We start from the raw sequence: 24,474 nt of genomic DNA on the forward strand, positions 1-24,474 counted from the left end.
CTGCCTCCTAGAACGGCACGGTGGCGTGCACGGGCAGCACCACTCCGGTCGGCAGGGTGGCGGCGAAGGTCGCCGCCTGGGCCCCGTACATCGGGCGGAGCATGAGCCGCGCCTCGGCGGCCCGCGAGTCGATGATCCGGGTCGCCTCGTCGAGCTGTTCGACCGAGGAGACGGTGGCGGTGACCAGCACCGTGAAGCGCACGACGCCGGCACCGGAAGCCTCCTCCTGAGCGGCCTGCTCGGCCGCGCTGAGGTCGGCCAGGTCCCGGGCGGTGGCCTGGGACTTCTTCGTGGCGTTGAACCGGGCGTCGCGCTTGTCGGCTTCGACGAGCTTGGCCGACTCGGCAGGCGAGTACGGCCGGTAGATCAGTGACACCCGCTTGCGCATCAGTTGCGGGTCGGGGTCGGTCAGCCTGGCGAACGTGTTGGCGAAGGTGACACCGCGGGGGGCCTCGACCATGCCCCAGGTCCTCGAGACCCCGGAGTCGTGGCGGTAGTAGTCCCAGCTCTCCCGCGCCGAGACCGGGCCGGCGTTCTCCCAGGTGAGGTCCAGATCGGGGGTACGCGACAGCTCGATGCTCGTGCCGGGGTCGTACGCGGCGCGCACGGCCCGGACCAGCGACCGCGTCATCATCGGGCGTACGCCGCCGCCGCCGGCGGCCGAGAGCCCGGAGTGCAGGTTCGGCAGCCGGGCGGCCACCTCCCGGCACATGTCCTCGTGCGAGAGCTGCCGCCGGTTCGGAGGCAGTGTGTAGGTGAGCGAGACCCGGGTTTCCACTGTCGCCGAGCCGGCCGGGTAGCTGCTTACCACTTCCTGGAGGACCTGGCGGGCCAGTTCCGGTGCCTGCGGCGACATCGTGTCGTTGACCTCCGTGGCCAGCCGCGTCCCCGGGTCCGGGGTGCTCTCCACGGTGACCGCGGCCTGCACAAGGCCCGGTTCACGGCTGAGGTTGGACAACCAGGCGGCCAGGTGTGCCACGCGCGCGTCGATGGCGCTCTGGTCGACCAGGTCCATGCCCTCCGGATAACAGCGCAGCGTGACCGTGTAGTGCCGCGACTGTGGGATGACCACCACGCCGATGCGCCCGGAGCGGCCCGTCTCGACCTCGTAGATCTGCGAACGGGCCAGAATGCCGGGCAGCTGGTGTGTCTGCGTCACCTTCGAGGCCACGCCGGACAGGTACAGGTGCTGTCGTCGTGAACGCCCTCGCCACCACGCGAACCGTGCCGCCATGACCTGCAGGCCGCTACGCCCGTTGACGCGGATGGCCAGCGGGACCAGGACGGCCGCACCGCACAGCGCGGTCAGCAGGGCGGCCACGAGCGACACGGCGAGCATCAGCACGGTCAGCAGGGCCAGACCGAACATGATCAGCGTGCCGATGGTGCCCAGGCCGAACAGCCCGGCCGACACACCGCGACGCCAGTTGCCGTAGGCGCGCTGCTGCGACGGGTTCGGTGGCGCGGCAGTCGTCGTCACTGCTCAGCTCCTGTCGGTCCTGACGCGCCCGCAGCAGCACCACCGATCTTCCTGATCGCGTCCGGGCCGGCCTTCGCCGCAGCCTGTCCGACCACGACCCCGGCGGCGATCGGGCCGGCCGCCGCGGCCAGTCCGCCGGCCGCTGCCGCGCCGCCGCCGGCCGCCGCGCCCCCGCCAGCCGCAGCACCCCCGCCGGCTGCGGCACCGCCGCCACCTCCGGCCATCGCCGGCCCGCCGCCGGACATCCCGCCGCCGGACGGTGCCGGAGCGGCAGTGGGACCGGGCCCGGACCCGGAGGGGCGTACCGGAGCACTCTGTCCGCCACCACCACCGCTGCCACCGCCACCGCCACCACCGCGGGTGGAGTTGAGCAGCATGGCGCCGTTGGCGATGGCGCCGGAGGCCGCCAGGCCCCCTCCGCCGCCACCGCCCATGGCGATCTGGCTGGTCGCCGGGGCCAGCAGCTTGAGCAGGGCCGGCATCGCCACGATGCCCATGCACATCAGCACGATGCCGGTCAGCACTGTGGTGAGGTCCTTGCCGTCACCGATCATCCAGAACGCGGCCGCGTACACGGTCGCCGCGGCGGGCTTGTAGAGCAGCGCCGCCATCAGCCAGCTCATGTAGCGCGCCAGCATGGCGCGCCCGGTGCCGGTCATCGCCGCAGCCGCAGCCAGGGGCATCAGCCCGCACAGCAACACCTTGATCGCGGCGATGCCGATGCTCAGCAGGATCTGCGCGAACGAGATGAGCAGAAGCATGAACGCGATGGCGATCAGCGCGATGGACGTGAGGCCGTTGAAGGCGGCCACGCCGGCAGCGGGCGCGAACATCACCAGGCGTTCGCCGAGATCGCCGCCGGTCGAGGCGTCCACTATCCACTTGGAGTAACCGTCGCCGAACTCGCTGAGGAGCGCGACCGTCGGTACGCCCGCAGCGCTGATAAGCGTCAGCTGCAGCAGGCCCCGCCCGGCATCGGTGGCGGCCTTGGCGTTGCGCTCAAACAGGATTCGCCCGGCCGCGATGAGCAGTGAGAACACCGCTACGGCACCGGTGAGCCAGTAGGTGTACTCGCGCAGCCGATCGACGGCTCCCCCGGTGAGGACCGGGGACGGCACCGCGATCCAGCCGGCTATCAGGGTCTTCAAGGCCCAGGCCGCGGTTTCGCCCATGGCCTTGGCGAGGCCCTCGAGCATGGAGTCCGCGAACGAGGTGGTGACGCCGCCGACAAGGTCCCCGGCCGCGTCCGCGAGGCTGCAGTCAGCTTGCGTGATCGGATTGCACATCAGCGGGCCCCCCATTCCACGACGCCGTTCAGGTCGGTAACGGTGCGGCTCAACGAGGTCCAGGCGCCGCCGGGCGGCGCCACCATCTTCCAGTCACCGGCGCGCCACTGAAGCGTGGTCGTGACGATGAACCACCGTGCGGTGGTGCCGTTGACCGACCGGTAGGCCAGCCCGATCACCGCGGTGTCCGGCGTGTAGGTCAGGTACAGGTAGCCCGCCAGCGGCGCGAGATCGCCCGGTTGCGCCGGTTGCTCCGGCTCTGCGGCGAGCGCTGCCTGAAGTGTGTCCCGGTCGGTGCTGGGCAGGAACTGCTGGGTCAGGGTCGGTTCCCACGAGGCCCGGCCGGCGGCGGCCCCCACCCGGCTGACCAGCTGCGCGGCGGCGATCAGCGCGCCCTCCGGCGTGCGTGCGAAGCCCTTGGCCTGTTTGTCGCTGCGCTCCCGGGGCCCGGCGCGGTCGCTGAACGGCAACGCGGTGCCACGGACGACCTGCCAGGTGACGCCCGTTGGCGCGGTCACCGGGACCGCCGTGGGCAGCTTGCCCGTGGCTTCCGGCTGCGGCGTCACGCTCTCCGCGGACACCGTGGGTGCCACCGAGCTGGGCTTGGCGTCGTCGCCGGACCGAACGGCGACGACGACTCCGAGTGCGACGATCACCAGCAGCAGCGCCGCGGCCAGCACGAAGCCCGGCCGCGTCCACGGCGACGGTTCCTCTGCGTAGTCAGCCTGGTAGTTCTTCGAACGCATGGCGCTTCTTCCCCCCCGGTGATCGCCGTGCTCAGGTCAGCGCGTCGACCAACTGAGGCCCCACGCCGAGCAGCACACAACCGGCCAGCCACCAGCCCAGCGCAGAGGTGTTGGTGTCGTCGCCACGGCGGTGGGCGATCGCCATCTTGGCGCCGATGAACATGGCACCGCCGACGGCGACGGCCGTGACGAGCCACTTCACCCAACCAAGGATCGTCAGGATCTTGTCCGAGCCGGGGGGTGCGACGTTGCCCGGGTTCGGTGCGGCGATGATACCGGTCGCAGCGTCCTGCACGCTGGTGACCGCGTCGTGCAGTTGCAGCAACAACGACATGAGTCCCTCTCCTAGATCGAGACAGCTTCCACGATGGAATCGCGTAGCGCGGCGACGTCGGGTGGGGGGACGCCCAGATCGACGGGCTTGTCGGCGGCCAGCAGAACCTCCTGCCAGCCGACGCGCCAGACATTGGGTGCCCAGCCAGCCAGCAGTTGCAGACGCTCGTTGACGATCTTGGGTGGTCGGCGCGGCGACGCGGCGACCGCGACGACTCCCCGCACCTGGGCGTGCACCGGGATGGCTCGCCGACGCCACTGCTCCACCGCACCGGCCGCCGCCAACGTTCCGGCGGCGCTGGCTCGACAGACCAGCACGACGTTGATCATCGGAGAGTTCGGCGGCAACTGCGGCCACACGGGCCCGTAGTCGTAGCCGATCTGGGTCAACGTCGCGAGCGTGGTGGCACCGCTGCCGCCGTGGCAGCCGACCCACCACACCGGAGGCCACCCGTTGGCAACAGCCTGCGGTGGCACCGGTACGGCCGAGAGACCTGGCAGTGTGTCGTACCGCGTACGAATCTGCGCATTGACCGAGGGCACGTCAAGAATCGCCCTGCGCTCGACCGTGCATGTGATTTCCCCCGTACCTGACGTACCTTCGCGGCAGACAGTAGCACCCGGCTGCACGGCTATCGATATGGTGAATCCACATCGTGACGTGCAGAGCTGACTCCTGATCAGACGGTTCACGGTGGATACGAAGCAAGCGGGCAGCACGGGGGTAATGCGGCTATGAATAAGGAAGAAGGCGGATCCGTGCATTATGGACTCGCCGTACGGGTGGCGGTTTTCACTGTCGCCATACCGACGCTGCTCGTGACGCTGTCCGGCTGTTTCCGATCCGGGCCGGCCGGCGGCGAGGTGCCGCGAAATGGTGGACCCGCACCGGCCGTCGCCGGAACGGTCGCCAGCGCCACACCGCCGGAGGCCCTCGGCCGTGACGACGAGGACGACGAGGGCCCCACAGCGCCGGTCGCCAAGGCGGCGCCCGCCGCTGCCGCCTTCGCCGCCGCGTGGGCCCGGCCAGGGATCGACGCGGCAGGCTGGCTCGAAGGCGTCAGGCAGTTGTGTGTCCCGCGGTTCGCCGAGCAGTTGCGCACCGTCGATCCGGCCAACCTGCCCGCGTCGCGCATCACCGGCCCGCCCAGGGCGACCTACCCCGTCCGCGACGGCGGCGGGCAGTTCGCGATCCCCACGGATCGCGGGACGCTGCTGGTGAGTGTCGCCGATATCAAGGGCCGCTGGCTGGTCACCGGCAACGACTTCAAACGGGCCGGGCAGTGACCGACCAGAAGACGAAGGGTCTCATCGGCGCGGTCGTCGCGGTAATCCTGCTGCTGGCTGGCTGCGTCATCGGGTTGCCGCTGTTCCTGATGGGCGGCGCGGCCAGCGCCTCGCCGTGCGGGCCGATCCCCGTTTCGGTGCCCTCCGGAGGCGCCAAGGGCACCACCACCTGGAATGAGAGCCAGGTCGCCAACGCCGCGATCATCGTCGCGGTCGGCCAGGAGATGAAGGTGCCGGCCCGTGGCCTGGTGATCGCCCTGGCCACCGCCATGCAGGAGTCCACGCTGCGCAACCTCAACTACGGGGACCGCGACTCCGTGGGTCTCTTCCAGCAGCGTCCCAGCCAGGGCTGGGGAACCGTGGCACAACTGACCGACCCCCGGTACGCCGCCGGCAAGTTCTACACGTCGCTGCTGAAGGTCGAGGGCTGGCAGGGCATGCGGCTGACCGACGCGGCCCAGGCCGTGCAGCGCTCCGGCACTCCCGAGGCCTACCAGCAGTGGGAGAACGACGCCAACGTCCTGGCCGCCACCATCCTGAAGGTCGGCAGCATCGACGAACTGGGCGGGGGAGCACCCGGTGCGCCGTGCGGGCCCGGCGCCTTCGAACCCGTCCCGGTCGGTCCGGGCGGCTGGGTGCAGCCGGTACGGGCTGGCGTGGTCGCACCGTGGGGCCAGGACCGGGGCGACCACAGGCATGCAGGCGTCGACCTCGGCGCCGCGAAGGAGACGCCCATCCGGGCCGCTGCCGCCGGTGTGGTGTCGACAAGCAAGTGCAACGCCCCGGCCTGGCACGGCTGCGATACCGACGGATACCCCGGCCTCGGCGGATGTGGCTGGTACGTCGACGTCCGCCACGCCGGCAACATCGCCACCCGCTACTGCCACATGATCCAACAGCCCTTCGTGCGGGTCGGGCAGAAGGTCGCAGCTGGTGACGTCCTCGGCCTCAGCGGCAGTTCCGGGAACTCCTCCGGGCCGCACCTGCACTATGAGGTGCACCGGGGCGTCGCCCCTGGTCAGAGCCTGAGCTTCGGCAACTCGGTGGACCCCGTCGCGTTCATGGCAGGCGTCGGGGCGCCGCTGGGCGGCTGACCGCCCGTGCGGCCCACTCCACCCGCCCACCACCTGTGCCCCGCGAGAAGGGTGCCCGGGGTGCTGTCCAGCGGGTCGCGCCGGCCGACGCGAACGGTCGAGCTGACGCGGCGACGCTCCTCGTGCCGACGGCCGCGCCGGAGCGGCTCAGCGGATGGCTGATTGCGGCGCCCGGGTGGGCACGCGTTGCGGCTGCACCCGCCCCCGGCCCGCCACGCTCCGTGCGGCGGCCGAACGGTCCGCGCCGCGGCCCACCGCACTGCGTGTCGGTCGGGGGTAGGCCTTGGCCGCGGCCTGCGCGCCCCTACCCTCCGCAGTGCCCGGCGCGGGTGCTCCGGTCGATGGGGCCTGGCTCGGCGCAGCTGCCTGGCCGGCGACAGCCGCCGTCTGCCCGGCCGCGTCGGCCATCTGTTCGTGGTGGGTCGCCTCGGCGGTGAAGTCCTGCTCCCGCGCGTCGGCGTGATCGGCGCGCGCCTCGGCGTAGGCGGGCACGTCGGTACCGGGCGCGAGCCCCTGTTCGGCGTCCAGCCGGACGTCGTGCCACGCACCGGCGAGCTGGCGGTCGTCGGCGGCCGCGGCCCGATGCCAGGTCGCGTCGGCGTCGGCACCGGCGCGGCGGCCTTCGGCCTCCCGCTGCTGCGACGAACGGTCCGCGGGCCCACGGCCGTCGGTCGCGCTGCGCTCTTTCGCCGACGTCGCCGCGCGGGGCCCAGCGGCATGCCCCTGCCGTTCCGTGGCGCCACGCACGGCCCGGGACAACGCGTCGCCCGTGTGGGTACGCCCGCCCGGGGCAGGCACCCGTACGCCGGACTCGGCGAGTCGTTCACCGGCGGCCCGACGCGCCATGTCGGCAGCCGGGTCGACAGCCTGCCAGGCGGTGGAGGCACGCCACACCTCGGCGATGTCGGCGTTCGTGGCCTTCTGCCACCACTGCGGGTCCGCCGCGCGGCTCCAGGTCGCCGCGTCCTGGCGGTACTGCTCGTGCAGTTGGTCGTGCACTTCCCGGGTGCGGTGCGGGTCGAGGTGGGCAGCCTGCTCGGCCAGCTCACTGCGTACGTCGAATTGCCGGTCGCCGACGGCCTGGGCGAACTCGAGCTGCCGCTCGGTCACCGCACGCTGCTGCATTAGTTGCTGATGCTGCTGCTCGGCCAGGAACCGCCGGTACTCCATGATCGCCGTCAGGAGCTGCACAACGCCGCCAGCGACCTCCGCAACCGCCACGTGTCCGCCTCCGCCGCAACCGTGTGATGTGACATCGCGTGCCGGCGACGTCAGGACCGCCGGGCGGCACGCCTGGCACCGTATCGCGCGGTATCGAGGCGGCGCAGCCCCGTGCGCAGGCGACCGGTGCCTGTCACGGGCCGTCCGAGGCGCGACTATCCCGGTGGATTACTTGCGGTTCCAGACCGCGTCCTGACCGGTGCTCGGGTCCTTGACGGTGAGGGTGCTGCCGTCGCTGCTCAGGACGCCGTCGGCCGATATCTTGGTGATGCCGCAGTCCAGCTCGAGCCGGTACTCCCGGTCGCCCTGGCCTTTCGTGGTGCCGGTGCAGGGGACGTCGATGTTCGCCGACACGGAGCCGTCGTCGCGCACCGTCATCGTGCGGGACTGGTTCTCCGACATGATCCACGTGCCGGTCAGCGACGGATCGTCGCCACACCCGGCCGCCAGCAGGGCGAGCGCGAGTGCCAGCCCGGCAGATCCCCAGCGCTTGATCACGTTTCCTCCCCCAGGTGTGCCGCGTCCCACCCTACCGGCGACGCACCTCTCGGCCTGCACACCCATGGACATCTGTCATCGCCGGAGCACAGTCGAGGTCGGACAGTCGCAGAGGCGCCATCGGCGCGTACCGCGGTGGCGAACGCCGCGACGTCGACGGTGCCGGGATCCAGGGTCGTGCCGTACGACTGCTCGACGCTCAGGGCTTGACAGCAGAAGCGACCTGGACATCTAATTCATGTCACGACATGCATGTCGTGACATCTAAGGAGTTTGCGGTGGCACCGATCAAGCAGGTCACTGTTGTCAGCACCGGCACCGTCCAGATCCGCCCCGAGCACCGCGAGACGAACGGCACCCCGCTGATGTGGTGGCTCAACACATCTCGCCGCTGGACCGAGCCCCTCCCGATCAACGTGTACGTCATCGAGCACGCCAGCGGGTTGGTGCTGTTCGACACCGGCCAGGACCGGCGCTCGGTCACCGACCCCTGTTACTTCCCCGGCGGCGCGGCCGGACACATCTACCGCCGCCTCGCCACGTTCGACGTTCCTGCCGGTGCGACCCTTACCTACCGGCTCCGCAGTGCGGGCTACGACATCGCCGACGTACGGGTGGCCGTCCTCTCCCACCTGCACCAGGACCACATCGGCGGCCTGCGGGAGTTGCCGAGGACGGCGCGGGTCCTGGTCGCCGCGTCCGAGCTGGCGGAGGTCGACAAGAGGTTCGCGGCGTTCGCGGGTCTGTTGCGCGAACACATCCACGTCCCCGGCGTCACCTTCACGGCTGTCACCCCGCAGCGCGTCGACGACCCCGCCATCGCGCCGTTCACGCAGGCGTACGACGTCATGGGTGACGGCTCGCTGTTGCTGCTGCCCACCCCCGGGCACACGCCCGGCTCGATGTCGCTGCTGCTGCGCGGTGCGGGGCTGCCGCCGATGCTGCTCGTCGGCGACGTCACCTACGACGTGCGGCGGCTCGCGGCCGACCGCATACCCGGAGTCGGCGACGCCGCAGGTCTGCACGAAACCACCCGACGGGTCAACGCGTTGGCTGCCCGCCACCCGAGCATGCAGATCCTCGCCGCGCACGACCCCGCGGCCGCCGGGCTCCTGGCCACGGCGCTGCGAGAACACGGCACGATGCGGGTGTGAGAACAGCCGAACAGCTTCGCTACCTCATCCTCGCCGCACAACGAGAGGGCAACCGCCAGCTCACGGTGCTGCTGTCCGAGATCGGTGTCACGCCCGCACAGTCGGAGGCACTGCGCATCATCGGCGACCACGGACCGCTCGCCCTGCGGGAACTCGGCGACCTGCTCGTCTGCGACACAGGCACCAGCCCGAGTCGCATCGTCGACCGCCTCGTCGCCGCGGGTCTCGTGCAGAGAACCACAAGCGAACACGACCGACGGCAGGTCCGGCTCACGCTGACCGGGCCGGGCCGGGACAAGGCCCACCGCGTCGCGGAGATCGAAAATCAGCTGTACGACCTGCTCGACCAGGCAAGTGCGGGAACGGACATCGACGCGTTCATCGGTTTCCTGCACAGCTTCACCCGACAATCACCCGCCGGACTCGCCCTCGCGAACCGCCTCGCCGCCGAGAGGAAGCGGACGGACTGACCGCCTCGTCGGGGTGCGGCACGCACCCAGGGGACACAATGACCTTTCACCTCGACCTGGACATCACGGCCCCAGTAGGGCGGGTGTTCGATTTCGTCGCCGACTTCACCACCATGCCGCAGTGGTATTCGGCAGTGCGACACGTGGAGCGCGTCGAAGGCGCCGGCGGCCTGGAAACCCGGTACGAGGTGTGTGGCCCTCCGGCGGAACGATCACCGCGCAGACCCACGCCCGGGGGCATCTGGTGTACGCGGCCAGCGGCATCCTGGCCGTGCACACCGAACGCGGCTCGCCGAACTCGGAAGGACGATCGGAGCGAGCCCGCGTACCCTCAGCCGACTGTTCCACGGCGAACTCGGCATGACCTTCTACGAGTGGCGGACGCAGCTACGCGTCTACCACGCGCTCGTGCTGCTGGCCGACGGCCGGGCACCACCCAGACCGCCTACGCCTGCGGATGGGCCAACCCCAGCAGCTTCATCGCGGCGTTCAGCGCGATCATCGGAACGACACCGGGCCGCTACCGGGCCGGCCGCGCGGGCTCCGATCAATGGCCCGGCTGTCCCCCGTGACCGAGGTTCCTAGGCTCGCGCGCCGCCGTCGACGCGCAGCACGACGCCCGTCACGAACGACGAACGGTCGCTGAGGAGCCACGCGGCCGACTCGGCGATCTCCTCGGGCTCGGCCTGGCGGCCCAGCGGCGTGGCCGCGATCAGGCGCTCCACCAGGCCGGGCGAGTTCTCCTGCCAACTGTCGATCATCTCGGTACGGGTGTTGCCCGGAGCGATCGCGTTGACCCGGATTTCCTCTGGCGCGAAGGTGATCGCCGCCGACTCGGTAAGGCTGTTCACCGCACGCTTCATCGCCCCGTACGCGGGCAGCGCCGGGTTGCCCGTGAGGCTGCCCACGCTGGAGTTGTTGACGATCGCACCCTGGCCGGCGGTGGCCCGGATCGCCGCCACCTGGGCCACCATGGCCAGCCACACGCCCCGCATGTTCACCTGGTAGAGCCTGTCGAAGTCAGCAAGGCTCACCCGGTCGACGGGCCCCGGAGGGGTGATTGTCGCGCCGTTGTTGAAGGCCACGTCGAGCCGCCCGTAGAGGGCGACGGCCCGCTCAACAGCCGCGCGAACGCTGCCCGGGTCGGCCAGGTCGCACAGCACGTGGTCAGCAGTGCCGCCCGCCGCCCGGATCTCGTCGGTGACGGCCCTGAGCTGGGATTCCGTCCGGGCCGCCAGCAGCACTCGCGCCCCCTCGCGGGCGAAGAGCCGGGCCGCCGCGGCACCGATGCCCCGTCCCGCCCCGCTGACGAAGGCGACCTTGTCGTTGAGCAGTGGTGTCATGCGGCCAGCCTGCGTCCGGCGTCCGGATCGTAGCCAGGCATCGTCGATACCTGGCTGAGCCCGCCCGCCGGCGCACACTTGAGGGGTGAATCGACAGGAGTTGGCGCTCTTCCTGCGCAGCCGGCGCGAGCGGATCACCCCCGCCGAGGTGGGCCTGCCGGCCGGCACCAGGCGCCGCACGCCCGGGCTGCGACGCGAGGAGGTGTCCCGGCTGGCGTTCATCTCCATCGAGTACTACACCCGTCTCGAACAGGCCCGCGCCCCGCACCCCTCGCCCGAGGTGCTGGCCGGCCTGGCCCGCGCGCTGCGCCTCTCCGACGCCGAGCGCGACCACCTGCACCACCTGGCCGGCAGGCCGCCGGCGCCGCCCGCCGGACCGCCGCGCGAGGTGCGGCAGAGCATCCTCGACCTGATCGAGCGGCTACCCCAGGCGGCCGCCCACGTGACGTCGGCCAGTTACGAGGTGATCGCCTGGAACGATCTCGCGGCGGCGTTGATGGAGGACTTCTCGGCGCTGCCCCGGCGCGACCGCAACCTGGTTCGCCGCGCCTTCCTCGGCCCGCACCCGGACGGCCGGGTGCTGTACGGGGTGTCCGACATCGAGGAGTTCATCAGCAGTTCGGCCCGGCGACTACGCGCCACATCCGCCCGCTATCCCGACGACCCAGAGGTGGCGGCGTTGGTCCGCGACCTGCTCGCAGGCAGCCAGCGGTTCCGCGACCTGTGGGAGTCGCACGACGTGGACGACGAACGCACCCTGATCAAGACCTTCCAGCACCCACTGGTCGGGCCGGTGACAGTGAACTGCGACGTCCTCGACATCGCCGACCGCGACCAGTGGCTCATCATTCACACCGCGGTGCCGGGCTCACCCTCAGCGGAAGCGTTGCGGCTGCTCTCGGTGCTCGGCAGCCAGCGGATGACTGTCAGCGCCATCGAGCGCTGACAGTCCCGACGCCCGCAGGAACGGTCCCTGCTCTTGACCGAGGTGGCCGGCAGCTCGGGTGTGTCGTGCGGCGCCCCGGCTGTGCGCTGAGTCGCCGCACAGCCGGGGCGCCGACGACCGGGCCTGGTGAATCGTCGATCTTCAGGTCGGGTAATCGGCCTCGCTCAGTCAGTGATCACCGGCCAGGCGTACGCCAGCAGGGCGAACGCCGCCCCGAGCAGAGCGAGCGAGAAGCCCCGGGTGGGGAAGGGCAGGGCGGCGAGCACGAGCAGGATGACCGCTACGACATAGAGAAACGCCTGGACCGACACTGCAGTCTCCTCAGGGGCTGGGCTGACGGGCGGTGCGGTCACTACCCTCGCCGGTCCGGTCGCGAAACCCGTGCCTGCTCGGGGGCCCCTGTCGCGCGCCGAAGTCCCGTGTTGTCCGACAGCGCCGCGCTCCGCGCCTGGGTGAATCAGCGTTCACATTCGCCAGGAAATTGATCGGCGCGCGCGTTCTCTCCGTGCGGATCCATGGGGCGTGGAAGCGCCCGCCCGAACGGAGGAATCGCATGATCAGCATGTCCCGCTCCCGGGTCCGGACGCTTGCGGTCGTCGGAACGGTTTGTGCGGTCGCGGCGCTCGGTCTGGTGGCCAGCCCGGCGTCGGCCGCCGAGGTGGCCGAGGGCGCCACTCTGGGCGCCGACGCCCGCCGGATCGACGTCCCCCGCATCGCCTCGGCGATCAGGCCTCCGGCCGGATCCCGCCCGGTCGGCGCGTACCTCGTCACGCGCGGAACGCAGACCTACACGTACGTCAGCCGTCTGCTGACCTCGGGCGGCGTCGCGCCCACCGGCGCCTGCGCCGACGGCGCGACCGCGTCCGTGCCGTACGGCGCCCTCTACGTGTTCTGGACGGCGAAGCGGTGACCGCGCCGTCCCGTCGCGGGGTTCCCGCCACGGGACGCGCGCTGCCGGATCACCTGTTGCGGCGGTGGTGGACGATGAGCGCCGCCCCGCAGAGCACCGCGACCAGGCCGAACACCGAGCCGATCCACGGGCTGTCCACGACGGTCGAGAGCACGGCGTTGATCGCCGCGCTGATGAAGAGCACCAGCCACAGCAGCGGACGTAGCAGGCCGCCGGGCCGTTCCGGCACGGCTTCGGGGGTCTCGATGACGCGGTACGGGTCGGTCATGACTGTCTCCCTCGGTGACGTTCGACGACACCATCGACGCTAGGCGGGCGACCCCGGCGGAGACGATCCCGCCAGCTCGACGACCGGCGGTACAGCAGGCTGTACTTTCCGCCGCGGACGCTGCCGGCCGTGCTCGCGGTGGCCTATGTTGGCCCGGGGAGGTGGGCGGCGATGGCGTACGTGCGGGGCCGGGTGCGCGCCTCGGTCGACGCCCTCGAACACCTCGTCGGCGGGCTGGGCACCGCGCTGCTGGCGATGGGCGCGCTGTTCTGGGCGGTGGTCGTGGCACTGACCTGCCTGGTCGGGGTGGGTCTGCGGCTGGTGCCCGGCGCGTTGCGGACGGTGCGCTCGGTGGCCGACCGGGAGCGCGCTCGGCTGTCCCGTCGGGGGACGACGATCCCGGCCCCCGGACCGGTGCCCGAGGAACTGCGGGAGGCGGTGCGCGACCCGTTCGTCCGCCGGGAGCTGGGCTGGGTCACGCTCCACTCGACCATCGGCCTGTTGTCTGGACTGGTCGGCCTCGCCCTGCCGCTCTACGCCCTTCAGGACATCACGTTTCCGCTGTGGTACCGACTGGTCCCGCCCGAGGTCGGTGCACCGGGGATCGGCTGGTGGCGCATCGACGGACTGTCCGAGGCGCTCGTGGTCGGGTTGCTCGGGGTGGGCTGGCTGGTCGCCGCGGTCGGGTTCGGTCCGGCGCTGGCCCGCTTCCAGTCCTGGCCCGGCCGGTGGCTGCTGCCCCCGCCGCCGGGGGTCGACCTGTCGCTCCGGGTCGCCGCGCTGACCGCCACCCGGGCCGCGGCGCTGGACGCCCACGCCCTGGAGCTGCGCCGCATCGAGAGGTCGCTGCACGACGGCACGCAGAATCGGCTGGTCGCGGTCAACGTGCTGCTGGGCGCCGCGCGTCGGGCGGTACGGCGTGACCCGGACCGGGCCGACGAGATCCTCGGGCAGGCGCAGGACGCGGCGGAGCAGGCGCTCGGCGAACTGCGTACGGTGGTGCGCGGCATCCTGCCGCCCGTGCTGGACGATCGGGGCCTCGCCGGGGCGCTGGCGGGCCTGGCCGGCAGTTGCGCGGTTCCGTGCCGGCTCGCGGTGGACGTGGCCGTCCGCTGCGCGGCGTCGGTCGAGGCCACCGCGTACTTCGTGGTGGCCGAGGCGCTGACGAACGTGGTCCGGCACAGCGGGGCGAGCCAGGTGGACGTCGCCGTGCGCCGCGAGCACGGTCGGCTGCTGGTCACCGTCGAGGACGACGGACGCGGCGACGCCGACGAGGCACGCGGCTCCGGGCTCACCGGCATCCGCCGGCGGGTCGAGGCGTACGACGGGCGAATGACGCTGACCAGCCCATCGGGAGGGCCGACGAGGATGCACGTGGAGCTGCCATGCGGATCGTGATCGCCGAGGACGACCCGCTGTTGCGGGAGGGTTTGGCGCTGCTGTTGCGGGCCGAGGAGCTGGACGTGGTCGCCACGGCGGGCACCCCGGGAGAGTTCCTGGTCGCGGTCGACGAGCACGCGCCGGACGTGGCGATCGTGGACGTACGGATGCCGCCGACCCACACCGACGAGGGCATCGTGGCCGCCGTGGAGGCCCGGCGGCGCCGGCCCGGCCTCGCGGTGCTGGTCCTGTCGGCGTACGTGGAGCAGGCGTTCGCCACCGAACTGTTCTCGGTCGGCGCCGCAGGGCTCGGCTATCTGTTGAAGGAACGGGTGGGCCGGGTCGAGGAGTTCCTCGCCGCGCTGCGTCGCGTCGCGGACGGCGGAAGCGTGATCGACCCGGAGGTGGTGGCGCAGTTGCTCGCCCGCAACCGCCGGCCGGACACGGCGCTGGCCGAGTTGTCGCCCCGCGAACGTGAGGTGCTGGGGCTGATGGCCGAAGGGCTCGGCAACACGGCGATCGCCGAGCGGCTGTTCGTCACCGACGGAGCGGTGCACAAGCACATCCGCAGCATCTTCGCGAAGCTCCAGCTCCCGCCGGACGACCGTGCCGACCGCCGGGTCACCGCGGTGCTGCGCTACCTGGACGGCGACCAGCGGTAGCGCCGGCACGCCGGGGCCTGCCCCAACCCGTCGAGGCGGCCGGGACGAACGGCCCGGCACGTGACCCGGGGCGGGTTCGGCCGTGGTGCCGAACCCGCCCCGGGGTGGTCAGGTGGTGGCGTCAGCGTCGCAGGGTGAGCAGGCCCGGGCGGTAGGGCAGGAGGCCGTAGTCGCCGCCGGAGTTGGGGGATCGGCCCTGGTAGAGCAGTTGCAGGTTGCAGGGGTCGACGGTGAAGGTCTGGTCGGCGTTGGTGCGGATCAGCTCGCCGTGGCTGATGTCGTTGGTCCAGGTGGCGCCGCTGTTGGCCTTGCCGGCGAAGGGGTTGCTCTCGGTGGCGGCCTGGGGGGTCCAGGTGCCGCCGAGGCTGGTGGCGGTGAAGGAGCGGAAGTAGCGGCCCTGGGAGCCGATGGCTTCGACGAGCATGAGGTAGCGGTTCTGGCCTTGGAGTTTGTAGACCTGGACGGCTTCGAACAGGTTGTTGGTGGAGTCGCTCATGATGGTGGTGTAGGTGCTGCCGAAGCTGCCGGGGAAGTTCCCGATGGGCATGCTGGCGCGGTAGATCTTGCCGTTGTCGCCGGCGAAGAACAGGTACATGGTGGTGCTGTCGGCGATGAGGGTCTGGTCGATGGGGCCGGTGCCGGAGCCGGAGATGCTGCCGGTGAACAGGGTCTGCGCGGCGGACCAGCCGTTGGGGTTGGTGGGGTCGGTGGAGGTGCGGTAGGAGAACGCGGTGCCGCCCCACTGGTAGGCCAGGACCCAGATGTTCTTGGGGGCGAAGTAGAACAGGGTGGGTGCCACGGTGGCGTTGTTCATCGTGTTCTGGCTGGCCGAGGCCATGTCCGACCAGTTGGTGAACAATCCGAAGTTCATCGAGCCCCACCGGGTGCCGGTGTCATGGGTGGTCGCGTAGACCAGTTGCCGCCCGTTGTACGGGGCGACGGTGAAGTCCTTGAGTGACACCCACCCCGACTTCGGCTGCGCCAACGCCCCGGTCGACGACCACCGGTACGACGACGGCAGATCACACGTGGTCGGCGGCGGGGTCGTGGGTGGCGGGGTCGTCGGCGGTGGGGTGGTCGGTGGCGGGGTCGTGGGCGGGGGCGTGGTGGGCGGTGGGGTGGTCGGCGGTGGCGTCGTCGGCGTCGTGCCGCCGTTGCAGGTCACGCCGTTGAGGGCGAAGCTCGTCGGGTCCGGGTTGCTGCTCGTCCACGACCCGTTGAAGCCGAACGACACCGTGCCGTTGGTCGCGACCGACCCGTTGTAGCTCACGTTGCGTGCGGTCACCGCCGCGCCGCTCTGCGTCAACTCCGTGTTCCACGACTGCGTCACCGTCTGCCCGGCGCTGTACGACCACGTCAACGTCCAACTGCTCAACGGATCACCGAGGTTCGTGATCGTCACGTTGGCGCCGAACCCGCCCTGCCACTGCGACGACACGGCATAGTTCACCGAGCAGCCCGCTGCGGCGGCGCCGGCCGGCAACGCCACGGCGACCGTGGCCGACGCCAGCAACGCGACACCTGCCGAGACGAGGCCGACATTGGTCGGTCTAAATATGGTCATCAAGCACCCTCCTGACGGGATGGCGGCCTCCACATTCGTGGGAATCATTGTTAGGTGAGCGTTAACAGCCGCGTCGCGTATGTTACGGGAGCGCTCCCAAACCATCAACCTCGATGCCTTGGAGGCGTCTGGCCGTCATCGCGAGCCCTCCGAGCAGGCTGACATGGCCGTCCCGGCGCGCGCTGCACCGGGACGGCCGTGCCGACGCCGGACGTCGTGCGAACGGCGACCGAGGCGGCGTCAGCCAACGGCGCCGGTGACGGTGCCACCGGACTTGGTCAGCCGATAGGTGATCTGCGTTCCGCTCCAGAAATGGAAGGTGAGAGTGACCGGTCCGTCGTTGACCTCGGCGAAGAACTCGGGCTTCAACAGGATCGTGTTCGCCGCGTAGTCGGGCTGGAAGTTGCTCCAGAACTCCTTGTAGGTGGTCCAGTTCGCCGGCCCGGCGGCAGAGCCGTCGGCGTACCTGGCCTCCATCGTGGCGAGCTGGTCACCCCGGAACTGGGTGGGGATGGTGAAGGAGGCGGTCGTCCCGGTGGCGGCGGCCTGGGTCGGCGGGTCCGAGGAGGCCGTGGCCGACCGGGTGGTCACGCTCGTCTTCATCAGTGCCAGCAGGCCCGGGTCCCGCCACTGCAGGGTGTTGCGGTTCAGGAACGACCCGGCGTCCCAGAGCATGGTGGTGAACTTCCTGATCCGGGCCTGGTAGCCGACGGCCTCGAAGAACTTCAGCAGCTCACCGCGCTCGATGATGCCGGGTCGGGTGTAGTCGTAGCTGAGCAAACCCCACTCGCCGACGATCACCGGTACGCCCCGCGCGGCGAAGGTGTTGCGCACCCGGTCGAAGCCGTCAACCAGGTCCTGCTCGACGTTGGTGTCGTAACGGGTGCCGCCGGCGATGTTCACGCTGAACGGCCACCACGGAGATGCCCGGACGGGGTCCTGGCGCCTGACGACCGGATGCGGGACGGCGAATGCGCGATGCCCGTGCGCGTGGGCCGTGGTCGCCTGGACGACGCGGCCGGGAACGTGGATTGTGCGGACCCTGCCCGAGGGTCCGCGCGAGCGGCGAGGCTCCCGCAACGATCGCCATGTTATCGATAACATAGCCATTCATCAATTGATGGCCAACATTTGCCCCGGCCGATCACTCCAATTCGTATTCCAGCATGAGGACACGGACACCGGTGCTGGTCGGCGTGCAGTCGACGAGCCGCAACCGGCGCGGCCGGTCGGCCTGGCGGAAGAGCCGCTCGCGGGCGAGGGTCGGTTCATCCGACGGGGGCAGGCCGCGCGTCAGAGCAAGACCACGATCCCGGTCAGGGTTACACCCTCGTGGGCACACCGACCGCGGCCGGTCGCCCTTGTGGGTGAACGGCACCCGGCACCGGGCCGGGCCCGCCACCGAGCCGGCATGCTGCGACGGTGACGCCGGCCCGGAGAGGAAGCCCACATGGTTGACGTGGACGTGCCAGAGCGGATGCAGGCTGCGGCGCTGGACGAGTTCGGCGGGCCGGAGGTGATCACCCTGCGGAAACTTCCGGTGCCCGAGGCCGCCGCCGACGAGGTGCTGATCAAGGTCCTCAGCGCCGGCGTGGGCGTGTGGGACGTGTACGAGCGGCAGGGCATGCTGGTGCCCGAGGGCACCGAGTTTCCGATCGTGCCCGGCTCGGACGGCGCCGGAAGCGTCATCGCAGCCGGCAGCCAGGTGACCGATCTCGCGGTGGGTGACCTGGTCTACGCCTACGCCACCACCCGACCGAAGGGCGGCTTCTACGCCGAGTACGCGGCCGTCAAGGCCGAGTACGCCGCGAAGCTGCCCGACGGTGTGCCGGCCGAGCACGCCGGTGCGATGCCCACCGACGCGCTGACCGCGCTGGCCGGGCTGGACACCCTCAGCCTGCCGGCGGGCGCCTGGTTGTTGATCTTCGGTGCGAGCGGTGGGCAGGGCCACCTGGCCGTGCAGTTGGCGAAGCGACAGGGCCTCAAGGTGATCGCGGTGGCCTCCGGCAGCGACGGGGTCGCGCTAGTGACCCGCCTCGGCGCCGACGTGTCACTCGACGGCCACGCCGACCCCGCCGAGGTGCTCGCGACGATCCGGGACGCGGCTCCGCAAGGAGTGGACGGCATCCTGGCGATGGCCGGCGGGAAGACGCTGGACCAGCTCACCGAGACGCTGTCCGACGGCGGGGTCGTCGCGTACGCCCACGGGGTGCGGCCGGAGCCGCGCGAACGGTCCGGTGTGTCGGTCCGGGCGTACGACGGTGTGGCCAACCGCGGACAGTTGCAGCGCCTCAACGACCTCATCGAGGCCGGGCCGTTCGTGGTGCACGTCGCCGAGACGTTCCCGCTGGGCAAGGTGCGGGAGGCGCACAAGCGGGTGGAGACCTCCTACCTGGGCAAGCTGCTGCTGACGATCGCCTGAGGCGTCAGCCGACGCGCTGTTGCGGCACGCGTACCGAAGCCATGCCGGCCGCCGTCGCGGCCTGGATGCCCAGGTCGGTGTCCTCGAAGACCAGGCAGGAGCCCGGGGGTACGCCGAGTTGCCGTGCCGCGAGCAGGAACGCCTCCGGGTCGGGCTTGGCCCGCGTGTAGTCCTCGGCGCACACCAGCACGTCGAAGCGGTCCAGCAGACCGAGCGCGTCGAGGGAGGCGGTGACCGTGGCGCGGGTGCTGCCGGAGACGACGGCGAACGGCACCCGACGGTGCGCGTCGTGGATGTGCGCCACCACCTCGGGCACGGCGGCGACCTGCGGCAGCAACTCCTGGTAGATGCGCTCGCGGTTCTCGACCACGGTCGCCACCGGCATCGCCAGACCGTGCCGCTCGTTCAGCGCGACGATGATGTCGGCGGTCGGCCGGCCACCCCAGGCGTAGAAGAGGTCCTCCGGGAACTCGCAGCCCCACTCGTCGAGCGCCCGCTGCCACGCCACGTAGTGCAGCGGCATCGAGTCGACGATCGTGCCGTCGCAGTCGAACAGGTACGCGGCGAACTCACCGGGCGGCAGAGGCAGAGTCATCGGGGAAGGGTACAGCGGGAACCCGTTCAGTCCGCGCGGACGGATGCCAGCCCGACGCAGCAGGTGCGCTCGCTCCGGCTCGGTGTCGACCAGCCGGCGCAGGCTCCGGGCCAGCCGGATGGCCTCCTCGACGTCGGGTCTCCCCGTCGCAACGAGGAGACCCGAGCGCCGCGTCAGGCCGGGGCGTCCGTCCGGCGTCGGGTCCGCTCGGCCCGCCGTCGCATCTGCTGGTACGCCCCGGTCAGCCCCATCGCCCGGCGTACCTCCGTCAGGGTCTGGCGTACCTCCTGCCGGGTCCGCTCGGTGCCCTCGACGATCAGCCGGTCGACAAGCCCCCGGTCGGCCTCGATCGCGGCCCGGCGCTCCCGGATCGGCGCCAGGAACGTCTCCAGCGCGACGACCAGCCGCTCCTTGACCTCCACGTCACCCACCTGCCCGGCCCGGTAACGGTCGGCCAGGTCGGCCACCTCGGCACGGTCCGGGTTGAACACCTCGTGGTACGCGAAGACCGGGTTGCCCTCCACCGTCCCCGGCACGTCGGCCCGCACCCGGTTCGGGTCGGTGTACATCCCGCGCACCTTGCGGCGCACCGTGGCCGCGTCGTCGGACAGAGCGATCGTGTTGCCCCGACTCTTGCTCATCTTGGCCGTGCCGTCGGTGCCCACCAGGCTGGGCGTGTCCGCCGGGATCAGCTCGGGCACCGGGAACACCGGCCCGTACAGGTGGTTGAAGCGGCGGGCGATCTCCCGGGTCACCTCGACGTGCGCGGCGTTGTCCCGGCCGACCGGCACCACCTCCCCCTTCACGCACAGGATGTCCGCGGCCTGGAGCACCGGATAACCGAGCAGCCCGTACGGCATCTCCTCCTTGCCCGCGTCGCGGGCCATGTCCTTCAACGAGGGCACCCGTTCCAGCCGCGGCACGGTCACCAGGTTCTGCAAGAGGGTGTTGAGGTCGCCGACCTCCGGAATGGCCGACTGGAGGTAGAACGTGGCCCGCGCCGGGTCGACGCCGGCGGCGAGGATGTCGGTCACCATCTCGCGGGCGTTGCCGGAGACCTGGTCGATGTCCTCCCGGCGGTTGCGGGTGGTCAGCATGTGCAGGTCAGCGATGATGAAGAAGCTCTCGTAGCGCTGGTGCAGCCGCACCCGGTTGGCGATGCTGCCGACGTAGTGGCCAAGGTGCAGGCGGCCGGTGGGCCGGTCGCCGGTGAGCATGCGTGCGATGGACATGGCGAGGTGCCTCTCGTGCGGGTGAGTGGATCACGGGTGGGCGCGCGCCGAGCGGGGCGGAAAGGCCCCTCGGTCAGCGGAAACAGGGCTCAGCGAGCCGTCCGCCATCGCGCGCCGGCGCGGTACCGCAGACCACCGGCACGGAGTACGTCCAGGAAGTGCTCACGGCCGTCGCCGGAGCTGGTCGGGACCGTGGGCACGACACCGCGCGGCAGGCCGTCGACCACATCGACCGCCTCCGACACGCAACTGCCCGTCCGGACCACGGCCTCACATTACCCGGGGTGCCGCTCCCGGGGTGGCAGGTGACGGTCCGTGTAGTACCGGCCGACGCGGTCCCGGTACTCCGGGTTGGTCGACTCCGGGTCGTACGGCGGCGCGTCCTTGATCTCCTGCCGGGTCCGGTCGACGTGTACGACACGGTCCAGGTGGTCGACCCGTTCCACCGTGCCGGCCGGCAGCAGCACCTTCTGGCCGAGGATCCACGGGCCGGTGTCCACCACCAGGTATCCGGCGTCCGCGTCGTCGCTCGCCTCGTCGATGGTGCCGATGCGCCCGTCGCTCGCCTGCACGTGATAGCCGACCAGGTCCACGGGAGTGCCGGGGCCGGGGGCGTCCGGGCCCTCGTGCGCGCCGTTCGGGCCGCCCGGACCAGCGGCCGAGGGGGTGGTCTGCGTGTATCCGCCGGCCAGGGCGGAGGGATCACGCCAGGCCCAGGGATTGAAGATCGAGGGTCGCACGGGCACCTCCGGGGGACGGTCCTTCGCTGTCCTGCTTCGCAGTGCCCACCCCGGCGTTGCCGGAAACGGATCGCCTGGAGTGCCAACCCCCGGTCGGCGGTGCGGTCCGGGTGTCGCGCCCGTCGCGTCCTCGGCCAGCTCGCGGATCGGCTGCGCTGGCATACTCGGCTGCCATGGTGCTGTCGCGAGGGTGGGCTCTCTTCCTGGTCGGGGTCGGGATCTGGACCTGGGTGATCTGGCCGAGGTTCGCCGTCGCCATCTGGCAGGACCCGCGATCCTGGGCCTCCGGCACGGTGGCCGACGGCGCCGCCACCAGCTTCCTGTGGGTGCACGCTCTGTTGATCGGCGCGTCCCTGGCCATCGGGACCACCGTCGGTGTGCTCGGTATCCGTGCCTGGTTCGCCGCCCGCCGACGCCGGGCGTCCTGACCTCCGCCGCTGCTCGGCGAGGCGCCGGGTGGTTGATCCGAGCCGGCGGGGATCAGTGTGACGCGGGACGCTACCCGCCGATTTGACGATCAAACCCACGGACGCGTAACTTTCTCTCTGCCAGCGCGGAACGGGGCAAACAGGGCTAAAAACCTGGAGCACCGGATCGGGCAGGCAGCCGGGTCAGGCAGGGGTTCGCCGCTGCGGACACGGTTCGGGCGGGGCTCACCGGATCAGCCGCGAGGCGGATTTGGTGCAGCGGAACCGACCGGGTAAGGTTCACGACCGGCAGGGCACCGGGCGAGATTGCGGGAGACCGCAGCGGCCGGCCTGCCAAATCCGACGACCTGACGCAGCGGTTCGCTGCTGCGTGAGTGCGCCGGGACCAACCCGTATGAAGCACGACAGACCGGGACACACGGTTTGACACGGCGAAGACGGTGAGGTAACGTAGTAAAAGTGCCCGGCGCGAGAGCGCCGGGGGCGCGGAACGAAAAGCCCCGGGATGGTGGCCCACTGGTTGGGTCTCTGGTCGGTGTGTGGTTGTTCTTTGAGAACTCAACAGGGTGCTTGTAAAGCCAGTGCCAATTATGATTTATACCCCGGACTGGTCGGGCCTTCGGGTTTGGCTGGTTGGGATTCCTTTGGCAACATTTGTTTGTTGTCGGGATAGCTGTTCAACTCATTTTTTGTTGGAGAGTTTGATCCTGGCTCAGGACGAACGCTGGCGGCGTGCTTAACACATGCAAGTCGAGCGGAAAGGCCCTTCGGGGTACTCGAGCGGCGAACGGGTGAGTAACACGTGAGCAACCTGCCCCAAGCTTTGGGATAACCCCGGGAAACCGGGGCTAATACCGAATATTACTTCCGGCCGCATGGCTGGGGGTGGAAAGTTTTTCGGCTTGGGATGGGCTCGCGGCCTATCAGCTTGTTGGTGGGGTGATGGCCTACCAAGGCGACGACGGGTAGCCGGCCTGAGAGGGCGACCGGCCACACTGGGACTGAGACACGGCCCAGACTCCTACGGGAGGCAGCAGTGGGGAATATTGCACAATGGGCGGAAGCCTGATGCAGCGACGCCGCGTGAGGGATGACGGCCTTCGGGTTGTAAACCTCTTTCAGCAGGGACGAAGCGAGAGTGACGGTACCTGCAGAAGAAGCGCCGGCCAACTACGTGCCAGCAGCCGCGGTAAGACGTAGGGCGCGAGCGTTGTCCGGATTTATTGGGCGTAAAGAGCTCGTAGGCGGCTTGTCGCGTCGACCGTGAAAACTTGGGGCTCAACCCCAAGCCTGCGGTCGATACGGGCAGGCTAGAGTTCGGTAGGGGAGACTGGAATTCCTGGTGTAGCGGTGAAATGCGCAGATATCAGGAGGAACACCGGTGGCGAAGGCGGGTCTCTGGGCCGAAACTGACGCTGAGGAGCGAAAGCGTGGGGAGCGAACAGGATTAGATACCCTGGTAGTCCACGCTGTAAACGTTGGGCGCTAGGTGTGGGGGGCCTCTCCGGTTCCCTGTGCCGCAGCTAACGCATTAAGCGCCCCGCCTGGGGAGTACGGCCGCAAGGCTAAAACTCAAAGGAATTGACGGGGGCCCGCACAAGCGGCGGAGCATGCGGATTAATTCGATGCAACGCGAAGAACCTTACCTGGGTTTGACATGGCCGCAAAACCTCCAGAGATGGGGGGTCCTTCGGGGGCGGTCACAGGTGGTGCATGGCTGTCGTCAGCTCGTGTCGTGAGATGTTGGGTTAAGTCCCGCAACGAGCGCAACCCTCGTTCGATGTTGCCAGCGCGTTATGGCGGGGACTCATCGAAGACTGCCGGGGTCAACTCGGAGGAAGGTGGGGATGACGTCAAGTCATCATGCCCCTTATGTCCAGGGCTTCACGCATGCTACAATGGCCGGTACAATGGGCTGCGATACCGTGAGGTGGAGCGAATCCCAAAAAGCCGGTCTCAGTTCGGATCGGGGTCTGCAACTCGACCCCGTGAAGTCGGAGTCGCTAGTAATCGCAGATCAGCAACGCTGCGGTGAATACGTTCCCGGGCCTTGTACACACCGCCCGTCACGTCACGAAAGTCGGCAACACCCGAAGCCGGTGGCCCAACCCTTGTGGAGGGAGCCGTCGAAGGTGGGGCTGGCGATTGGGACGAAGTCGTAACAAGGTAGCCGTACCGGAAGGTGCGGCTGGATCACCTCCTTTCTAAGGAGCACCTTCCGACGAAAGTCGGTAAGGAGCCCGCGCTGCCCGAATGTGGTGGTGGGGTGCTCGAATGGCGGAGACACTGGCAAGTTTTCCCTCGGCAACGGCCGGGTTCCTTCTAGTACAGCTGCCCTCGTGGTGGTGGGAACGAAGTCCCTGGTGCGGCTGAGGAAGAATGTGAGCACCCTGTTGGGTCCTGAAGGAACAACCC

27 protein-coding genes, 1 rRNA gene and 1 pseudogene are annotated in these 24,474 nt (G+C 70.2%); 13 read left to right on the forward strand and 16 right to left on the reverse strand.

What is annotated here, in order from left to right:
* Positions 1-7: 7 nt before the first annotated feature.
* Genes OG505_RS27965 through OG505_RS27985 form a run of 5 tightly spaced genes read right to left on the reverse strand, consistent with a single transcriptional unit; the run spans position 8 to position 4,235 of the window.
* Entirely contained in the window at positions 8-1,480 is a 1,473-nt protein-coding gene (locus tag OG505_RS27965) for an SCO6880 family protein (protein WP_405429030.1), read from the reverse strand.
* Positions 1,477-2,766: a hypothetical protein gene (locus OG505_RS27970; RefSeq protein ID WP_405429032.1), complete on the reverse strand. Its 1,290-nt coding sequence runs from the start codon at positions 2,764-2,766 to the stop codon at positions 1,477-1,479. Before OG505_RS27970 ends, OG505_RS27965 begins: the two co-directional genes overlap by 4 nt.
* The gene (locus OG505_RS27975; RefSeq protein WP_405429034.1) at positions 2,766-3,512 is read right to left on the reverse strand and encodes a hypothetical protein; all 747 of its coding nucleotides are present in this window, start codon (positions 3,510-3,512) and stop codon (positions 2,766-2,768) included. Before OG505_RS27975 ends, OG505_RS27970 begins: the two co-directional genes overlap by 1 nt.
* Before the next feature lie 31 nt (positions 3,513-3,543).
* Entirely contained in the window at positions 3,544-3,846 is a 303-nt protein-coding gene (locus OG505_RS27980; protein ID WP_405429036.1) for a hypothetical protein, read from the reverse strand.
* 11 nt (positions 3,847-3,857) lie between these two features.
* Entirely contained in the window at positions 3,858-4,235 is a 378-nt protein-coding gene (locus OG505_RS27985) for a hypothetical protein (RefSeq protein WP_405429038.1), read from the reverse strand.
* 369 nt (positions 4,236-4,604) lie between these two features.
* On the opposite strand from OG505_RS27985, the gene OG505_RS27990 reads away from it, so the two are divergent.
* A complete protein-coding gene (locus OG505_RS27990; protein ID WP_405429040.1) occupies positions 4,605-5,132 on the forward strand; it encodes a hypothetical protein in 528 nt (175 codons plus the stop codon).
* A complete protein-coding gene (locus tag OG505_RS27995) occupies positions 5,129-6,226 on the forward strand; it encodes a M23 family metallopeptidase (protein WP_405429042.1) in 1,098 nt (365 codons plus the stop codon). The genes OG505_RS27990 and OG505_RS27995 overlap by 4 nt, the downstream gene beginning before the upstream one ends.
* 147 nt (positions 6,227-6,373) lie before the next feature.
* Here OG505_RS27995 and OG505_RS28000 read toward each other — a convergent pair whose 3' ends face one another.
* A complete protein-coding gene (locus OG505_RS28000; protein ID WP_405429044.1) occupies positions 6,374-7,447 on the reverse strand; it encodes a hypothetical protein in 1,074 nt (357 codons plus the stop codon).
* Between the two features lie 168 nt (positions 7,448-7,615).
* The gene (locus tag OG505_RS28005) at positions 7,616-7,945 is read right to left on the reverse strand and encodes a hypothetical protein (RefSeq protein WP_405429045.1); all 330 of its coding nucleotides are present in this window, start codon (positions 7,943-7,945) and stop codon (positions 7,616-7,618) included.
* Between the two features lie 278 nt (positions 7,946-8,223).
* Between OG505_RS28005 and OG505_RS28010 the strand changes: the two genes are divergently transcribed.
* The 4 genes and pseudogenes from OG505_RS28010 (at position 8,224) to OG505_RS28025 (ending at position 10,154) form a co-directional block, all read left to right on the forward strand.
* On the forward strand, positions 8,224-9,099 hold the full coding sequence (locus OG505_RS28010) for an MBL fold metallo-hydrolase (RefSeq protein ID WP_405429047.1): 876 nt from the start codon (positions 8,224-8,226) through the stop codon (positions 9,097-9,099).
* Positions 9,096-9,569, forward strand: a complete 474-nt coding sequence (locus OG505_RS28015; protein WP_405429049.1) for a MarR family winged helix-turn-helix transcriptional regulator — start codon at positions 9,096-9,098, stop codon at positions 9,567-9,569. The genes OG505_RS28010 and OG505_RS28015 overlap by 4 nt, the downstream gene beginning before the upstream one ends.
* Before the next feature lie 38 nt (positions 9,570-9,607).
* Positions 9,608-9,754 (forward strand): annotated as a pseudogene (locus OG505_RS28020) (SRPBCC family protein); the annotation flags it as partial.
* Positions 9,755-9,929: 175 nt separating this feature from the next.
* A complete protein-coding gene (locus OG505_RS28025; protein ID WP_405434758.1) occupies positions 9,930-10,154 on the forward strand; it encodes a hypothetical protein in 225 nt (74 codons plus the stop codon).
* Here OG505_RS28025 and OG505_RS28030 read toward each other — a convergent pair.
* Entirely contained in the window at positions 10,151-10,912 is a 762-nt protein-coding gene (locus tag OG505_RS28030) for an SDR family NAD(P)-dependent oxidoreductase (RefSeq protein WP_405429051.1), read from the reverse strand. The genes OG505_RS28025 and OG505_RS28030 overlap by 4 nt on opposite strands.
* Before the next feature lie 85 nt (positions 10,913-10,997).
* On the opposite strand from OG505_RS28030, the gene OG505_RS28035 reads away from it, so the two are divergent.
* Positions 10,998-11,858 (forward strand): helix-turn-helix transcriptional regulator, encoded by an 861-nt coding sequence (locus OG505_RS28035; protein WP_405429052.1) that lies wholly within the window; start codon positions 10,998-11,000, stop codon positions 11,856-11,858.
* 164 nt (positions 11,859-12,022) lie between these two features.
* Here OG505_RS28035 and OG505_RS28040 read toward each other — a convergent pair whose 3' ends face one another.
* The gene (locus OG505_RS28040) at positions 12,023-12,169 is read right to left on the reverse strand and encodes a hypothetical protein (RefSeq protein WP_405429053.1); all 147 of its coding nucleotides are present in this window, start codon (positions 12,167-12,169) and stop codon (positions 12,023-12,025) included.
* Positions 12,170-12,411: 242 nt separating this feature from the next.
* Here OG505_RS28040 and OG505_RS28045 point away from each other — a divergent pair, with 242 nt between their 5' ends.
* On the forward strand, positions 12,412-12,768 hold the full coding sequence (locus OG505_RS28045; protein WP_405429054.1) for a DUF3455 domain-containing protein: 357 nt from the start codon (positions 12,412-12,414) through the stop codon (positions 12,766-12,768).
* A gap of 49 nt (positions 12,769-12,817) precedes the next feature.
* On the opposite strand, the gene OG505_RS28050 is transcribed toward OG505_RS28045, so the two are convergent.
* Positions 12,818-13,036 (reverse strand): hypothetical protein, encoded by a 219-nt coding sequence (locus tag OG505_RS28050; protein WP_405429055.1) that lies wholly within the window; start codon positions 13,034-13,036, stop codon positions 12,818-12,820.
* Between the two features lie 171 nt (positions 13,037-13,207).
* On the opposite strand from OG505_RS28050, the gene OG505_RS28055 reads away from it, so the two are divergent.
* Entirely contained in the window at positions 13,208-14,434 is a 1,227-nt protein-coding gene (locus tag OG505_RS28055; protein ID WP_405429056.1) for a sensor histidine kinase, read from the forward strand.
* A complete protein-coding gene (locus tag OG505_RS28060) occupies positions 14,422-15,078 on the forward strand; it encodes a response regulator transcription factor (RefSeq protein WP_007453506.1) in 657 nt (218 codons plus the stop codon). Before OG505_RS28055 ends, OG505_RS28060 begins: the two co-directional genes overlap by 13 nt.
* Positions 15,079-15,199: 121 nt before the next feature.
* Here the strand turns inward: OG505_RS28060 and OG505_RS28065 are convergent, their stop codons facing one another.
* Both OG505_RS28065 and OG505_RS28070 read right to left on the reverse strand, forming a co-directional pair.
* Complete coding sequence (locus OG505_RS28065; RefSeq protein ID WP_405429057.1) at positions 15,200-16,642, reverse strand: non-reducing end alpha-L-arabinofuranosidase family hydrolase; 1,443 nt, start codon at positions 16,640-16,642, stop codon at positions 15,200-15,202.
* A 240-nt stretch (positions 16,643-16,882) separates the two neighbouring features.
* Positions 16,883-17,545, reverse strand: a complete 663-nt coding sequence (locus OG505_RS28070; protein WP_405429058.1) for a hypothetical protein — start codon at positions 17,543-17,545, stop codon at positions 16,883-16,885.
* A 547-nt stretch (positions 17,546-18,092) separates the two neighbouring features.
* Between OG505_RS28070 and OG505_RS28075 the strand changes: the two genes are divergently transcribed.
* Positions 18,093-19,064: an NADP-dependent oxidoreductase gene (locus OG505_RS28075; protein ID WP_405429059.1), complete on the forward strand. Its 972-nt coding sequence runs from the start codon at positions 18,093-18,095 to the stop codon at positions 19,062-19,064.
* A 4-nt stretch (positions 19,065-19,068) separates the two neighbouring features.
* On the opposite strand, the gene OG505_RS28080 is transcribed toward OG505_RS28075, so the two are convergent.
* The 4 genes from OG505_RS28080 to OG505_RS28095 all read right to left on the reverse strand — a co-directional run bounded on the left by OG505_RS28080 (position 19,069) and on the right by OG505_RS28095 (position 21,631).
* Complete coding sequence (locus OG505_RS28080) at positions 19,069-19,659, reverse strand: HAD family hydrolase (RefSeq protein WP_405429060.1); 591 nt, start codon at positions 19,657-19,659, stop codon at positions 19,069-19,071.
* 173 nt (positions 19,660-19,832) lie between these two features.
* Complete coding sequence (gene trpS / locus OG505_RS28085) at positions 19,833-20,891, reverse strand: tryptophan--tRNA ligase (RefSeq protein ID WP_405429061.1); 1,059 nt, start codon at positions 20,889-20,891, stop codon at positions 19,833-19,835.
* Between the two features lie 89 nt (positions 20,892-20,980).
* Positions 20,981-21,157 carry a hypothetical protein gene (locus OG505_RS28090; protein ID WP_405429062.1) on the reverse strand — a complete coding sequence of 59 codons (177 nt, stop codon included), beginning with the start codon at positions 21,155-21,157 and terminating at the stop codon, positions 20,981-20,983.
* A 9-nt stretch (positions 21,158-21,166) separates the two neighbouring features.
* On the reverse strand, positions 21,167-21,631 hold the full coding sequence (locus tag OG505_RS28095) for a PRC-barrel domain-containing protein (RefSeq protein ID WP_405429063.1): 465 nt from the start codon (positions 21,629-21,631) through the stop codon (positions 21,167-21,169).
* A gap of 173 nt (positions 21,632-21,804) precedes the next feature.
* Between OG505_RS28095 and OG505_RS28100 the strand changes: the two genes are divergently transcribed.
* Both OG505_RS28100 and OG505_RS28105 read left to right on the forward strand, forming a co-directional pair.
* Complete coding sequence (locus OG505_RS28100; RefSeq protein ID WP_405429064.1) at positions 21,805-22,059, forward strand: SCO4848 family membrane protein; 255 nt, start codon at positions 21,805-21,807, stop codon at positions 22,057-22,059.
* 689 nt (positions 22,060-22,748) lie between these two features.
* Positions 22,749-24,263: ribosomal RNA gene (locus tag OG505_RS28105) — 16S ribosomal RNA — on the forward strand.
* The last annotated feature ends 211 nt before the right edge of the window (positions 24,264-24,474 follow it).

Source organism: Micromonospora sp. NBC_00617 (genome assembly GCF_045161355.1).
GTDB lineage: Bacteria > Actinomycetota > Actinomycetes > Mycobacteriales > Micromonosporaceae > Micromonospora.